General features: G+C 59.4%; 12 protein-coding genes. 1 reads left to right on the forward strand and 11 read right to left on the reverse strand.

Going from position 1 to position 13,747, the window contains the following annotated elements; all coding sequences use genetic code 11:
• Positions 1 to 61: 61 nt before the first annotated feature.
• The 11 genes from rlmE to hrcA all read right to left on the reverse strand — a co-directional run bounded on the left by rlmE (position 62) and on the right by hrcA (position 12,729).
• A complete protein-coding gene (gene rlmE, locus ACYQ3M_RS11030) occupies positions 62 to 682 on the reverse strand; it encodes a 23S rRNA (uridine(2552)-2'-O)-methyltransferase RlmE (RefSeq protein WP_460036136.1) in 621 nt (206 codons plus the stop codon).
• A 56-nt stretch (positions 683 to 738) separates the two neighbouring features.
• Positions 739 to 1,215: a transcription elongation factor GreA gene (gene greA, locus ACYQ3M_RS11035; RefSeq protein ID WP_460036137.1), complete on the reverse strand. Its 477-nt coding sequence runs from the start codon at positions 1,213 to 1,215 to the stop codon at positions 739 to 741.
• 4 nt (positions 1,216 to 1,219) lie between these two features.
• Positions 1,220 to 4,456 carry a carbamoyl-phosphate synthase large subunit gene (gene carB, locus ACYQ3M_RS11040; protein WP_460036138.1) on the reverse strand — a complete coding sequence of 1,079 codons (3,237 nt, stop codon included), beginning with the start codon at positions 4,454 to 4,456 and terminating at the stop codon, positions 1,220 to 1,222.
• A gap of 6 nt (positions 4,457 to 4,462) precedes the next feature.
• Entirely contained in the window at positions 4,463 to 5,590 is a 1,128-nt protein-coding gene (carA, locus tag ACYQ3M_RS11045; protein WP_460036139.1) for a glutamine-hydrolyzing carbamoyl-phosphate synthase small subunit, read from the reverse strand.
• A gap of 172 nt (positions 5,591 to 5,762) precedes the next feature.
• Positions 5,763 to 6,302: a 6-phospho-3-hexuloisomerase gene (gene hxlB / locus ACYQ3M_RS11050; RefSeq protein WP_460036140.1), complete on the reverse strand. Its 540-nt coding sequence runs from the start codon at positions 6,300 to 6,302 to the stop codon at positions 5,763 to 5,765.
• 11 nt (positions 6,303 to 6,313) lie between these two features.
• Complete coding sequence (hxlA, locus tag ACYQ3M_RS11055) at positions 6,314 to 6,958, reverse strand: 3-hexulose-6-phosphate synthase (RefSeq protein ID WP_460036141.1); 645 nt, start codon at positions 6,956 to 6,958, stop codon at positions 6,314 to 6,316.
• Positions 6,959 to 7,107: 149 nt separating this feature from the next.
• Positions 7,108 to 7,902: a 4-hydroxy-tetrahydrodipicolinate reductase gene (gene dapB / locus ACYQ3M_RS11060; protein ID WP_460036142.1), complete on the reverse strand. Its 795-nt coding sequence runs from the start codon at positions 7,900 to 7,902 to the stop codon at positions 7,108 to 7,110.
• Between the two features lies 1 nt (position 7,903).
• Complete coding sequence (dnaJ, locus tag ACYQ3M_RS11065; protein ID WP_460036143.1) at positions 7,904 to 9,037, reverse strand: molecular chaperone DnaJ; 1,134 nt, start codon at positions 9,035 to 9,037, stop codon at positions 7,904 to 7,906.
• Positions 9,038 to 9,088: 51 nt separating this feature from the next.
• The gene (dnaK, locus tag ACYQ3M_RS11070) at positions 9,089 to 11,005 is read right to left on the reverse strand and encodes a molecular chaperone DnaK (protein WP_460036144.1); all 1,917 of its coding nucleotides are present in this window, start codon (positions 11,003 to 11,005) and stop codon (positions 9,089 to 9,091) included.
• A gap of 73 nt (positions 11,006 to 11,078) precedes the next feature.
• Complete coding sequence (gene grpE / locus ACYQ3M_RS11075; protein ID WP_460036145.1) at positions 11,079 to 11,654, reverse strand: nucleotide exchange factor GrpE; 576 nt, start codon at positions 11,652 to 11,654, stop codon at positions 11,079 to 11,081.
• Positions 11,655 to 11,685: 31 nt separating this feature from the next.
• On the reverse strand, positions 11,686 to 12,729 hold the full coding sequence (hrcA, locus tag ACYQ3M_RS11080) for a heat-inducible transcriptional repressor HrcA (protein ID WP_460036146.1): 1,044 nt from the start codon (positions 12,727 to 12,729) through the stop codon (positions 11,686 to 11,688).
• A 138-nt stretch (positions 12,730 to 12,867) separates the two neighbouring features.
• On the opposite strand from hrcA, the gene ACYQ3M_RS11085 reads away from it, so the two are divergent.
• Entirely contained in the window at positions 12,868 to 13,743 is an 876-nt protein-coding gene (locus ACYQ3M_RS11085; RefSeq protein ID WP_460036147.1) for an NAD(+) kinase, read from the forward strand.
• The last annotated feature ends 4 nt before the right edge of the window (positions 13,744 to 13,747 follow it).

Raw genomic sequence — 13,747 nt, forward strand, 5'->3', positions numbered from 1 at the left:
AATGTTTTTCAGCATGTTGTTCATACGCGCTTTCTCCTAAAAATTGCGCCTGATTATCGGATTACCCTCGAAACCCTTGGGCCAGAAGATACACCTCTCGACTGCGGGATCGCGAGGCTTTAGGCTTACGGGTCGTGACTTTGGCAAATCGGGTGCGCAGGCGCTTCTGAAATGCTTCGAACCCTTCTCCTTGAAAAAGTTTCGTCAGCAAACACCCGCCTTCCACCAAAAGCTGTTCCGCGGTGTCCAGAGCCAGCTCGGCAAGATGGACGGCGCGCGCTTGATCGACGCTGCGATTGCCGCTGAGGTTGGGAGCCAGGTCAGACAGCACCACATTTACCGGCCTCTCTTGCAAAACAGCCTTTAAACGTTGCCAGGTCTGCTCTTCGGTGAAATCGCCTTGGAGAAAAGTCACTCCCGGCAAGGGGTCCATGGGCAAGATATCTACGGCGACGATTTTTCCTCCTGGCTTGATCTGGTCTGCGGCAAACTGCGACCACCCCCCAGGAGCCGCGCCCAGATCGACCACCGTCATCCCCGGCGCCAAGATTCGATCGCGGGCTTGGATTTCCTGCAGTTTGAATACCGCCCGGGAGCGATAACCCTGCGCTTGCGCCAGGCGCACATAAGCGTCGTCGAAGTGCTCTGCCAGCCAGCGCCGGCTGCTCGGGGTTCTTGCCATAAGGCGTTAACTTAGCATTTTATTTCACTTTTAGACGCTTGGGCTTTGCCTTAGGTTCATTCATAACGCACTGCCAGGATTTCGTATTCGCGCGTGCCCTTAGGTGTTTTTACTTCCACCACGTCCTCAGCCTGTTTGCCGATTAGCGCTCGGCCGATCGGGGAGGAAACCGAGATCAGGCCTTGTTTGAGGTCGGCTTCGTCTTCTCCGACGATCTGGTAGATTACGGTCTCGCCGCTCTCCAAGTCGCAAAGTTCGACGGTCGCGCCGAACACTACTTTGCCGTCGGCATCGATTTGGGTCACATCGATAATCTGCGCATTGGCCAGTTTGGTCTCGAGTTCGCGAATCCGCCCTTCGACGAAGCTTTGCTGTTCGCGTGCGGCGTGGTACTCGGCGTTTTCCCGTAAATCGCCGTGCGCCCGAGCTTCGGCGATGGCTTGGATGATCTTCGGTCGCACCACGGTCTTGAGTTCGTGCAATTCTTGTCGGAGCTTTTCTGCACCTTTGACCGTTAAAGGCACTTTTTTCATCGACCTACCTCTCCTGTTCCGAATCGATCCACTGTCGATGCAAATCCTGCAGACTATAGACTTGACCGGTATTTAAGGCATCCAAAGCGTGACAGATGGCGAAAGCCCCAGCTAAGGTGGTGGTGTAGGTGATCTGGCGTTGCAAGGCCTCGCGCCGGATCAGGAAAGAGTCGGCGATCGCCTTTTTGCCTTCGGTGGTATTGATGATTAATTCGACCTCGCCGTTCTTGATGAGATCGACCACGTGCGGCCGCCCTTGGCCGACCTTGTTTACTACCGCGCAGGCGATTCCAGCCGTTTGTAAGGCTTGCGCCGTTCCAGGAGTCGCTACGAGGGTAAACCCTTTTTCCACGAGATTCTTCGCGATGCCGACCAGGCGGGTCTTGTCACGATCGCGCACGCTAAGCAACACCCGACCGCTGCGCGGAAGGCGACTGCCTGCCGCCTGTTGCGCCTTGGCATAAGCTTCGCCGAAGCTCATCCCTACACCCATCACTTCGCCGGTGGATTTCATCTCCGGCCCCAAGAGGGGGTCCACCTTAGGGAATTTGATGAACGGAAACACCGCTTCTTTGACCGCATAATAGCGGGGAACGCGTTCCTGCGTCACCCCCTGGGCGGCAAGGGATCGGCCGACCATGCAGCGGGCCGCGATCTTAGCCAAAGGGAGGCCTGTGGCTTTGGATACGAAGGGAACCGTACGCGAGGCGCGCGGGTTGACTTCTAAGATATAAATTTCCCCGTCCTTGACCGCGAACTGGGCATTCATCAGGCCCACCACGCCCAGCGCCTTGGCCAGGCAGCGGACCTGATCGCTCAGCTGCTCTTGCACCGCGCGTGCAAGCCCAAAGGGAGGGATGGAGCAAGCCGAGTCCCCGGAGTGGATACCGGCTTGTTCGATGTGCTCCATGACCGCGCCGATGAAGACCTGGTCACCGTCGCTGACGGCGTCCACGTCCACTTCCACCGCGTCGTCCAAAAACCGGTCCAAAAGCACCGGCGAGCGATTGGAGACGCTCACCGCCTCGACCATGTAGCGGCGCAGCTCCTCTTCGTTGAAGACGATCTCCATCGCCCGCCCCCCGAGCACGTAGGACGGCCGCACCACGAGCGGAAATCCAAGCTCCCGCGCGGCTAGAATCGCCTCTTCCAGCGACCTGGCAGTCCGATTTTCGGGTTGTTTGAGCTTTAGGCGTTCGACGAGCTTTTGGAAGCGCTCGCGGTCTTCGGCCAGATCGATGGAGTCGGGGGAAGTGCCGATGATAGGCACGCCGGCGGCCTCAAGGTCGCGCGCCAGTTTCAGCGGCGTTTGTCCGCCGTACTGGACGATCACCCCTTGCGGTTTCTCCAGCGCGACGATCTCCAACACATCTTCTAAGGCCAAAGGCTCAAAGTACAGCCGGTCGGAGGCGTCGAAATCGGTGGAGACGGTTTCTGGGTTACAGTTGACCATAATGGTCTCAAAGCCATCCTCTCTAAGGGCCAGGGCGGCGTGGACGCAGCAATAATCGAATTCGATCCCTTGGCCGATGCGGTTGGGGCCGCCGCCGAGCACCACGATCTTGGGCCGCGCGGACGGGTTGGCTTCGCATTCTGTCTCGTAGGTGGAATAAAGATAGGCGGTAGTGGAGGCAAACTCGGCCGCGCACGAGTCGATGCGTTTGTAAACCGGCCGAATCCCGTACTTGTGGCGCGTGGCGCGCACTTCGGCCTCGGAGCTGTCAAGCAGGTACGCCAGGCGTGAATCGGCAAAGCCCATGCGCTTTAAGCGATATAATTCTTCGGCGTCCAGAGCCGCTAGGGTCTTGGCTTTAAGGGAATCTTCCACGCGCACGATCTCCTCGATCTGCGCCAGGAACCAAGGATCGATGCGGCTGTAGCCGTGGACTTCTTCCAGGGTCATGCCGAAGCGGAACGCATCGGCCACGTACCAGAGCCGATGCGGGCCGGGGCTGGAAAGCTCGCGCACCAGCCGGTCGCGGGCATCCTCCGCGTTGAGATCGAGTTTTTCGGTCAGCCCGTCGACGCCGATCTCCAGTCCCCGCAAAGCCTTCTGCAAGGACTCCTGAAAAGTGCGGCCGATCGCCATCACTTCCCCCACCGACTTCATCTGGGTGGTGAGGCGGTCGTCGGCGTCGGGGAACTTCTCGAAAGCAAAGCGCGGCACCTTGGTCACCACGTAATCGAGCGTAGGCTCGAAGGAGGCGGGAATCAAGCCGCCGGTGATCTCGTTGCGCAATTCGTCCAAGGTGTACCCCACCGCCAGTTTGGCCGCCACTTTCGCGATGGGGAAACCCGTGGCTTTGGAAGCCAGCGCCGAGGAACGCGATACCCTGGGGTTCATTTCGATCACCACCAGCCGGCCGTCTTTGGGATTGAGCGCGAACTGGACGTTGGAGCCGCCGGTATCGACGCCGATCTTGCGCAACACCGCGATCGCGGCATCGCGCATGCGCTGATATTCCTTGTCGGTCAAAGTCTGGGCGGGGGCGACGGTGATCGAGTCGCCGGTGTGTACCCCCATGGGGTCTAAGTTTTCGATCGCGCAGACGATGATGCAGTTGTCGTGGCTATCGCGCACCACCTCCATTTCGAACTCTTTCCAGCCAAGCACCGACTCTTCGATGAGCAGTTCGCGCACCGGCGAGAGTTCCAATCCGCGCTCGCAGATCTCGACGAACTCCTCGCGGTTGTAAGCGATGCCGCCGCCGCTGCCGCCTAAGGTAAAAGACGGGCGGATGACTGCCGGAAAGCCGATCCTCGCCAACGCGTCCAGGGCTTCCTCTAGATTGTGGGCGATCTCGGACTTGGGCACTTCAAGCCCGATCTCGACCATCGCCCGGCGGAAGAGGTCCCGGTCTTCGGCCTGTTCGATCGCCTTGGGGCTGGCGCCGATCAGCTCAACCCCATATTGTTCCAAGAGGCCGCGGCGGTATAGGTCCATCGCGCAGTTCAAGGCCGTCTGTCCACCCATCGTGGGAAGCAAGGCATCCGGGCGCTCGCTCTCGATGATTTTGGCCACCGTCGGCCAATCCACCGGCTCGATATAAACGCGATCCGCCATATTTGGATCGGTCATGATGGTAGCCGGGTTGGAATTTACCAGGACGGTCCGGTAACCCTCTTCGCGCAAAGCCTTCAAGGCCTGGGTTCCGGAGTAGTCGAATTCGCACGCCTGGCCGATCACGATGGGGCCGGCGCCGAGTACGAGAACAGTGTGGATGTCGGTTCTTTTAGGCATGAAACATCAACGTCGATTGGCCATCATCGCGATAAAACGGTCGAACAGGTTTGCCATGTCATGCGGCCCGGGACTGGCTTCAGGATGACCTTGGAAGCCGAAGGCGGGAAGCTCGGTGTGTTCGATGCCTTGGAGGCTGCCATCGAACAGGGAGCGATGGGTGGGCTTGAGGGAGGGCGGAAGGCTCTCTTCGTCTACGGCAAAACCGTGGTTCTGGCTGGAAATCATCACCCGCCCCGTGGCGAGCTCCTGAACCGGATGGTTGGCGCCGTGATGGCCAAACTTCATCTTGACCGTTTTCGCTCCGCACGCCAAGGCCAACAGTTGATGGCCCAGACAGATGCCGAATATCGGCACCCCGGCCGCCAACAACTTCCGAATCGCCGAAATCGCGTAAGTGCAAGGCTCCGGATCTCCCGGCCCGTTGGACAACAAAACGCCGTCCGGCGCCAAGTCTAGGACTTCGGCAGCCGGTGTGGTCGCTGGCACCACCGTCACTTCGCAGCCGCGCTCGGCAAGTTCGCGTAAGATGTTGAACTTGACGCCAAAGTCGTAGACCACCACCCGATAGCGGGGGCGATCCAGTTCACCGTACCCAGTTCCTAGTCGCCAGCGGGTCTGGTTCCAGGCATACGGCGCGTTGCAGCTGACCTCGCGCGCTAAATCCATGCCTTTGAGACCGGGGAAAGCCCTCGCTTTCGCGATGGCTTCCTGAGCGTCTAGGTCCGGGCCAGCCCATAGACAGCCCCGCAGGGCGCCTTGATCGCGCAAGATGCGGGTGAGTTTTCGCGTGTCGATCCCCGCCAGCCCGACGACGCCTTGGCGCCTGAGATACTCCGGCAAAGTTTCGGTCATCCGCCAGTTGCTGGGGAAGGGCGGTACGTCCTTCACCACCAGCCCGGCTGCATGGATGCGGGCGCACTCGACGTCTTCTGAGTTCACGCCGGTGTTGCCGATATGCGGGTAGGTCAAAGTCACGATCTGGCGCGCGTAAGACGGATCGGTCAAGATTTCCTGATAACCCGTCATGGCGGTGTTGAAAACGACCTCGCCGACCCGAAATCCGGCCGCTCCGATCGAGATGCCTTGAAAAACTACCCCGGTTTCCAAGGCCAAGATGGCTGTTTTTTTCACGTCTCCCTCGAAGGCATGTCAAACCCGGCGGGATGGCTAAAACGATACCAAGCCCGGGGATCAACTAGTTCTGGGATATTCTACGGCATCCTAGAGAAAGCTAAGGCAAAAAAGGCAAGTACCGATTGGGGTACTTGCCTTGGCTTGCAAAGGGGATAGAAACTGACCGCTGTCACTCCAAGACGGCGTGGCGTGAACGCATCTCCTCTTCGGGAATGTTCTTCTCATGAATCACATGAGAAATCTGCGCTTCCAGGAAGATCAGCGCGGACAGCTCGAACATCGTTCCCATCGGCAGCCCAAATACCTTCTGGTAGGAGCTGTCGGTCCCGATTTGCAGGACCTCGTCCGCGATGTCGCCGATGGTCGAACTGCTCTTGGCCGTGATTAGGACGACTTTGGCGCCGATTTCCTTGGCTTTCTTGGCGTTGGTGATCAGCGAGCCGGTCTCGCCGGAGCCGGAGATCACGATGAACAAGTCTCCGGCGCGGATCGCCGGGGTCACCGTCTCGCCCAGCGCGAACGCCTTGTAACCGGCGTGCATCAGGCGCATGACAAAGAACTTGGTGACCAAACCCGACCGCCCCTGACCGCCGACGAACACTTGGTCGGCGGCATCGATCATTTTGGTAAGGCGATCCTCGTAGTCGTCCGGGGTTGCGGCCAGAATCTCGGTAATTTTATCGAGAACGAGCTTCCGGTGCGGATTCATTCCTCAGGCCCTCAAACCGCATCGACCAGTTCGCGGAACTTCTTGGCTGCCGCCGCAGGATCCGGCGCACCGTAGATCGCTCCGCCAACCACCACGATATTGGCGCCGGCGCGCACCACATCCTGCACGGTTTCGTGCTTGACCCCACCGGCGCAGGAGATCATGACGTTCAACCCCAAGCTGGAAATTAGGTTGAGGTCGGTAAACGGGGTCATGCCGGCCGCTTGCTGATCCAGACCGGTATGCACGCCCACGATGTCCGCGCCGGCCTCGACTACTGCTTTGGCGCAGGCGGCTTTGTCGGGAACGTTCATCAGGTCGACTTGAGCCCAACCGTTGTGCGCGTGGGCCGCTTTGATCACGCCTTTGATGGTCGCCAGTTCCGCTACTCCCAGCACGGTGGTGATGTCGGCGCCCGCCTCAAAGAAAGGCTTGGCTTCGTATTCGCCAGCATCCATGGTCTTGAGATCGACCAGAACCTTCTTGTCCGGGAAGCGAGACTTCATCTCTTTGACGAGGGAGATACCGTTGTACTTGATGCACGGCGTCCCGATTTCCAGGATGTCGACGTACGGGGCGGCTTTAGCCGCCAGATCCAAAGTGACTTGCGGGTCTAGAGAATCGAGCGCAAACTGAATCATCACTTTTTTTGCCATGTGCTTGCTCCACTTGATATTTACGAGTTATGGTTTTTGAACGTCGCTGGCTTGAGCGGCTTTTTACCGCCAAGCACGCCACCCGGCCCATGAGCCATTAGGAAATTCAAACTTTAATTCAGAAACCTGCCGACGTCAATTCTTAAGTCTTAGAGACCTAAGACGTCTTGCATATCGTAGAGCCCAGGGCCCTGACCCGTTAGCCAGCGCGCTGCGCGCAAGGCCCCTTTAGCAAAGGTCATCCGGCTGGAAGCTTTGTGGGTGATTTCGAGGCGCTCGCCTTCTCCTGCAAACAGGACGGTGTGTTCGCCGACGATGTCGCCGGCGCGGAGCGAGGCAAAGCCGATGGTCCGGCGGTCGCGCTCTCCCGTGTTGCCATAGCGGCCGTATTGGGCCCAAGTCTTGAGATCCCGACCCAAGGCTTGGGCTACGACTTCTCCCATGCGCAAGGCCGTGCCCGAGGGGGCATCGCGCTTATGCCGATGATGGGCTTCGATGATCTCTACGTCCACTTCGTCTCCCAGCACCTTGGCCGCGGTTTGGAGCAGCTTTAAGGCCAGATTCACGCCCACGCTCATGTTGGGGGAGAGCACGATCGGAATCTCGCGCGCGGCCGCTTCGATTGCGGCGCGATCTAAGTCGCTCAAACCGGTGGTGCCGATCACCAGGCGCTGGCCGTGATTGCGGCAATGCGCGACCAAAGTTTGACAGGCTTGGGGCTGGCTAAAATCGATCAAGACGTCGAAATCGGCGCCCTCTAGGCTGGCTTGAACCGGAACGCCAAGCTCGCCGACGCCGGCCAAGACCCCGGCGTCCTGGCCTAAGGACGCCGAATCGGGGCGTGCAATAGCGGCGGTCAGGCGCATGTCCTCCGTTTGCGTCAGCGCTTGGATCAGGGTTCGGCCCATGCGCCCGCCGGCTCCAGCGATTGCGATGCGAATCATCTCAGTGTCCTTTTGGCCGTAATTTCTCGAAAAACTGCCTGACCCCGTCGAGCCAACCGTGGGCTTGGGGGTTGTGGCGTTGCTCTCCGCCTTTGAGGGACTCGTCCAGTTTGCGAAGCAATTCGATTTGCTCCTTGGTCAGGTGCACCGGCGTTTCTATCCGTACTCGGCAGATCAAATCGCCCGGAGGGCCGCCGCGCGCCGATTTTACCCCTTTCTCGCGCAGGCGGAACAACGTGCCGGTCTGGGTTTCTGGAGGGATTTTCAGGATCGCCTTGCCATCTAGGGTTGGAATCTCCACCTCCCCGCCTAGGGCCGCCGTGGTGAAGCGGATCGGCACTTCACAGTGGAGGTCGTTGCCTTCGCGGGTGAAGATGGGATGCTTTTTGACGTGGATTTGAACGTACAGATCGCCGGGAGGACCGCCGTGTTCCCCTGCTTCTCCTTCTCCGGCCAGGCGGATCCGATCCCCCGTATCCACCCCAGGCGGGATCTTGACTCGAAGCCGCTTGGTCTGTGGCACTCGGCCGCGACCGCGGCACTTCGAGCAAGGGTTGCGGTTTTCTTGCCCTGTCCCTTGGCAGTTGGGACAAGTCTGTTGGATCGAGAAAAATCCCTGCTGCATCCGCACCACTCCCTGGCCGTGGCACAAAGGGCAAGTAACCGGCCGGCTTCCCGGAGAGACCCCACTGCCGCCGCATTCGTCGCAAACGACCAGGGTGGGCACTTGAATCTGCACTTCCGTCCCGGCGACCGCCTCTTCCAAGCTCAACTCCAGGTTATAGCGCAAATCCGTGCCTCGCCTGGCGCGGGTGCGGTGCCCCCGGCCTCGGCCGAGGCCGAACAAGTCTTCGAACACTTCGCTGAAAATGTCGTTGAACGTTTCGGCGCTAAAGCCTGCGCCGGAAGCGCCGTGGACGCCAGCGTGGCCGAATTGATCGTAAGCTGCGCGTTTTTGCGGGTCGCTCAGGACGTCGTAAGCTTCTTTGATCTCTTTGAAACGTTCCTCGGCGCTGGGGTCGTTTGGATTGCGGTCCGGATGGTATTTCATCGCCAGCTTGCGGAACGCGCGTTTAATCTCCGCCTCGCTGGCGTTGCGAGGGACTCCTAAGATCGCGTAATAATCTTCCGCCATAGTTTGAAACAGCGCCTGCCGCTGCTTTGGCGGCAGGCGAGATGAACTAGGTTATTTCTTGTTGTCTTTGACTTCCTCGAACTCGGCGTCCACCACTTCCTCGCTGCTTGGGCGGGAGGTCTCGGCTTGCGCTTCGGCGCTGCCCGTTGCGCTGTAGGCCTGCTGCGCTACCTTGCCGGACAGCTCTGCCAGCTGCCGGGTTTTGGCTTGGATGGCCGCCTTGTCGTCGCCTTTCATGGCCGCTTCCAGGTCTTTGATGACCGCCTCGATCCGCTCCTTATCCGCCGCCGAGACTTTAGCGCCCAACTCGTCTAGGCTCTTGCGCGTGGCGTGGATGAGGGCGTCGGCCTCGTTGCGCGCCGTTACCAGCTCTTTGAACTTGCGGTCCTCCTCGGCGTGCAGCTCGGCGTCGCGAATCATGCGCTGGATTTCCTCCTCGGTCAGACCGCTGGAGGCGCGGATGACGATCGACTGTTCGCGGCCGGTTGCCTTGTCTCGCGCCGAGACGTGCAAGATGCCGTTGGCGTCGATGTCGAAGGTCACTTCGATCTGCGGCACCCCGCGCGGCGCCGGCGGAATCCCGGTCAGGTCGAATTTGCCCAGCGACTTGTTGTCCTTGGCCATCTCGCGCTCGCCCTGAAGGACGTGGATCGTGACCGCGGTCTGATTGTCCTCGGCGGTGGAGAAAATCTGGGTGACCTTGGTGGGAATGGTGGTGTTCTTCTCGATCAGCTTGGTCATCACCCCTCCTAAGGTTTCGATCCCGAGCGACAAGGGGGTCACGTCGAGCAGCAGCACGTCTTTGACCTCGCCCCCCAAAACGCCCGCTTGGATCGCCGCCCCAAGCGCTACCGCCTCGTCCGGGTTGACGTCTTTACGCGGCTCCTTGCCGAAAATCTGCCGGACGAACTCCTGCACCTTGGGCATGCGGGTCTGGCCGCCCACCAGGATGACGTCGTCGATGTCGGCTGGCGAGAGTCCCGCGTCCTTGAGCGCGATCTCACAGGGACGGCGGGTCCTTTCGATCAGATCCTCAGTCAAAGCCTCGAGTTTTGCCCGCGTCAGCCGCACGTTCAAGTGCTTGGGGCCGGTCGCATCGGCGGTGATATACGGGAGGTTGATCTCGGTCTGTTGGGTCGAGGACAGCTCGATCTTGGCCTTCTCGGCGGCTTCTTTTAGCCGCTGCAGGGCCAAAGGATCGTTGCGCAGGTCGATGCCGGTATCCTTTTTGAATTCATCCACTAAATAGTCGATGATGCGCTTGTCAAAGTCCTCGCCGCCGAGGAAGGTGTCGCCGTTGGTGGAAAGCACCTCGAACTGGCGCTCGCCCTCCACTTCCGCCATCTCGATGATGGAGATGTCGAACGTCCCGCCCCCCAAGTCGTAGACCGCGATCTTGCGATCGCCTTTCTGCTTGTCCAGCCCGAAGGCGAGGGCGGCGGCGGTCGGCTCGTTGATGATGCGCTTGACTTCGAGCCCGGCGATGCGGCCCGCGTCTTTAGTCGCCTGGCGCTGCGAATCGTTAAAATAGGCCGGCACGGTGATGACCGCTTCCTTGATTTCCTCGCCCAGGTAGGCTTCGGCGTCCTCTTTCAGTTTCCTCAGCACGCGGGCGGAGATCTCCGGCGGCGCCATTTTCTTGCCCAGCGCCGGAACCTCCACCCACGCATCGCCGTTGGGAGCCGAGACGATCTTGTAGGGCACCATGTCCATGTCTTTTTTCACTACCGGATCGTCAAAGCGCCGCCCGATCAAGCGCTTGACCGCGTAGAAGGTGTTTTGCGGGTTGGTGATCGCCTGGCGTTTGGCCGGATGCCCCACCAGCACTTCCCCGTCCTTGGTAAACGCCACGATCGACGGCGTCGTGCGGGTGCCTTCGGCGTTCTCGATCACCTTCGCCTTGCCGCCTTCCAAAATCGCCATGCACGAGTTGGTCGTGCCTAGATCGATACCTAAAATCTTTGCCATGCCTTGTCTCCTTAAAAAAACTTTCCGGGATCGCCTAAACTATGTGGATGAAATGGGGCCGGCTGCGCAAAATTCAAGCCTGCTCGTCGATGCGCGGCTGGCTCTCCGCGCTGGGCCTGGCCACTACGACCAAGGCGGGGCGGAGGATACGGTCGTTTAGAACATAGCCTTTTTGGAATACCTTGATCACGCGGTCGGGTTCGGCCCCTTTCACTTCCTCCACCGCCATGGCCTGATGGAATTCGGGGTTGAACTTCTCGCCTAAAGGATCGATGGGGCGGACGTTGAAGCGGTCGAACACGGTGAGAAGTTGCTTCAAAGTCAGCTCCAGCCCTTCGCGAATCTTGTCTAAATCTTCGGTTTCTACCGCTGCCTTAAGCCCGAGTTCCAAGCTGTCCGCTACCGATAACAGGTCTTTGGCGAATTTTTCAATTGCGTATTTCTGCGCGTTCTGCAACTCGCGCTCCATGCGCCGGCGTAGGTTTTCCAGCTCGGCTTGCGTGCGCAGGAACTTATCCCAATTCTCCTCGGCCTTACGCTCGGCTTCGGCCAGCTTTTGCTGCAAAGTCTCTTGGGATTCTGCAGCGTTTGCCTCAGCTTGATCCGTTGCCGCTGTTTCTTCCTGGGTAATCTTGCTTTCCTCGGTCATAACCGCTCCTTAAAAAATTTAAAAACTGGCGTTAAGATGGGGACTTCAGTTTTTGATTCAAGGCCGCGCTTAGGAGCTTGGCCGTAACGTCGACCAGCGGGATGACGTTTTCATAGTGCATGCGGGTCGGCCCGATCACGCCGAGCACGCCTAAAGTTCGCCCATCGACTACGTAGCTGCGAGTCACCAGGCTGCACTGCTCCAAAGGCTCATAGCCGGATTCTTCGCCGATGAAGATTTGGACGCCTTCGGCCTCGATGCATTGGTCTAAGAGGTGCAGCAGGTTGCGTTTTTCCTCGAACGCCTCAAACAGCGTCCGAAGCCTGGTGCGATCGGCCAGCTCGGCAAAATCCATCAGATTGGTCTGACCGCTAAGGACGAAATCGCCCTCGGCTTCTTCTGTTTCGAGCGCCTTTTCGGCCATTTCCAGCACCGATCGAATCTCGGCGGAAAGTTGCTCTCCCGCCTGTTGCAGCTCGCGCAGCAGAGTAGAGCGCAATTCGGTCAGGCGCTTGCCCTTAAGATGAGCGTTCAAATAGTTGGCCGCCTGTTGCAGCTGCGACGGGGTAAACGGTTGGGTCGGACGGATGATCCGGTTGTGGATCTCCTGATCGTCGGTCACTAGGATCACCAGCACGCGCCCCTGCGACAGGGGCAAAAACTCGATCTGCCGTAGCGCGATCTGCTGGCGCCGCGGCAAGGTGACTACGCCGGCCATGTGGGTGATGCGGGAAAGCAGCCGCGACGCCGTCTCGAGCAATTCGTGCGGGTCTTCCAAGGCTTCGAAGTCCTGCCACAGTTTTTGCGTCAGGGCCTGCTCCAGCGGCTTGACCGTGAGCAGCGAATCGATGAACAAGCGGTATCCCTTGACCGTAGGCACGCGGCCGGCGGAAGTGTGGGGCGAAGTCACCAGCCCCATTTCCTCTAGATCGGCGACGACGTTGCGGACCGTTGCCGGACTTAAGTTTAAGCCGGCATCCCGCGCTAGGGTGCGTGAACCCACCGGCTGGCCTTCTTCGATATAACGCTCGATCAGGACCTTGAGCAGGTGTTGAGCACGTTCGGTCAATTCCATAGGACTTGGAGTTGGGTCAAGGCGCAAAACAATTAGCACTCTTAAATGGAGAGTGCCAAACTAGCAATCTCTGGATATATTGTCAACGAATGCCTAATATAACGTAGTTTGGGTTGCTTTAAGTCGCCAGTACGCTTCGTGAAAGGACGTTTCCACACCGTCGGCATCATCGCCAAACCCAGTGCCAAAGGGGCAGGTCCTACCCTGGCGACGATCTACCGGCATCTTAGCCAGCGCGGATTCAAAGTCCTGTTCGAGGAGGCCGGCGGCCAGCTGCTGCCGGTACCGGCAGAGGTGCTCCGCCCACCCCGCCGGCTGGGCGAGGAATGCGACGTGGTGATCGCCGTGGGCGGCGACGGCACGCTGCTCAACACGGTACGCGCGGTGGCCGAGTTCGACACCCCGGTGATCGGCGTCAACCTCGGCCGGGTCGGCTTTTTGGTGGACGTTTCCCCAGAGCAAGCCCTGTCCAAACTGGACGAAATCCTCGCCGGCCACTATCGCGCGGAGGCGCGGCTGCTGCTGCACGCCCAAATTTTGCGTTGTGGTCAGGTTATCCGCGAGGAATTGGCGGTCAACGAAGTGGTGGTTCACCGCTGGGTCACGCCGAGCATGATCGAAATCGTCACCCACATCGACGGCCGCTTTCTCAACCGCCAGCGTGCCGATGGCCTGATCGTCTCTACGCCCACCGGCTCTACCGCCTACGCCTTGTCCGGCGGTGGCCCGATCATTTATCCCACCCTCGACGCGATCGAGCTGGTGCCGATCAACCCCCACACTTTGACCAACCGGCCGATCGTCATTTCCGGCGCCAGCGAGGTGGAAATCGCTTTCGGCGCAGCCAAAGAGATGCGCGCTGAGATTTCTTGCGACAACGTTTCGATCCCCGAGGTCCGGTTCGACGATCACATCCGCATCCGCAAGGCGGACAAGCCGTTTACCCTGTTGCATCCGCTCGATTACGATTTTTTTGAAATTTTGCGGGCCAAATTGAACTGGAGTAACAGTTGACTCC

It is taken from the genome of Methylothermus subterraneus (assembly GCF_054656915.1).

What these genes read in the sequence shown, in the direction of transcription:
- rlmE (WP_460036136.1), bottom strand. Translation starts at nt 682, where the DNA reads ATGGCAAGAACCCCGAGCAGCCGGCGCTGGCTGGCAGAGCACTTCGAC.
- greA (WP_460036137.1), bottom strand. Translation starts at nt 1,215, where the DNA reads ATGAAAAAAGTGCCTTTAACGGTCAAAGGTGCAGAAAAGCTCCGACAA.
- carB (WP_460036138.1), bottom strand. Translation starts at nt 4,456, where the DNA reads ATGCCTAAAAGAACCGACATCCACACTGTTCTCGTACTCGGCGCCGGC.
- hxlB (WP_460036140.1), bottom strand. Translation starts at nt 6,302, where the DNA reads ATGAATCCGCACCGGAAGCTCGTTCTCGATAAAATTACCGAGATTCTG.
- hxlA (WP_460036141.1), bottom strand. Translation starts at nt 6,958, where the DNA reads ATGGCAAAAAAAGTGATGATTCAGTTTGCGCTCGATTCTCTAGACCCG.
- dapB (WP_460036142.1), bottom strand. Translation starts at nt 7,902, where the DNA reads ATGATTCGCATCGCAATCGCTGGAGCCGGCGGGCGCATGGGCCGAACC.
- dnaJ (WP_460036143.1), bottom strand. Translation starts at nt 9,037, where the DNA reads ATGGCGGAAGATTATTACGCGATCTTAGGAGTCCCTCGCAACGCCAGC.
- dnaK (WP_460036144.1), bottom strand. Translation starts at nt 11,005, where the DNA reads ATGGCAAAGATTTTAGGTATCGATCTAGGCACGACCAACTCGTGCATG.
- grpE (WP_460036145.1), bottom strand. Translation starts at nt 11,654, where the DNA reads ATGACCGAGGAAAGCAAGATTACCCAGGAAGAAACAGCGGCAACGGAT.
- hrcA (WP_460036146.1), bottom strand. Translation starts at nt 12,729, where the DNA reads ATGGAATTGACCGAACGTGCTCAACACCTGCTCAAGGTCCTGATCGAG.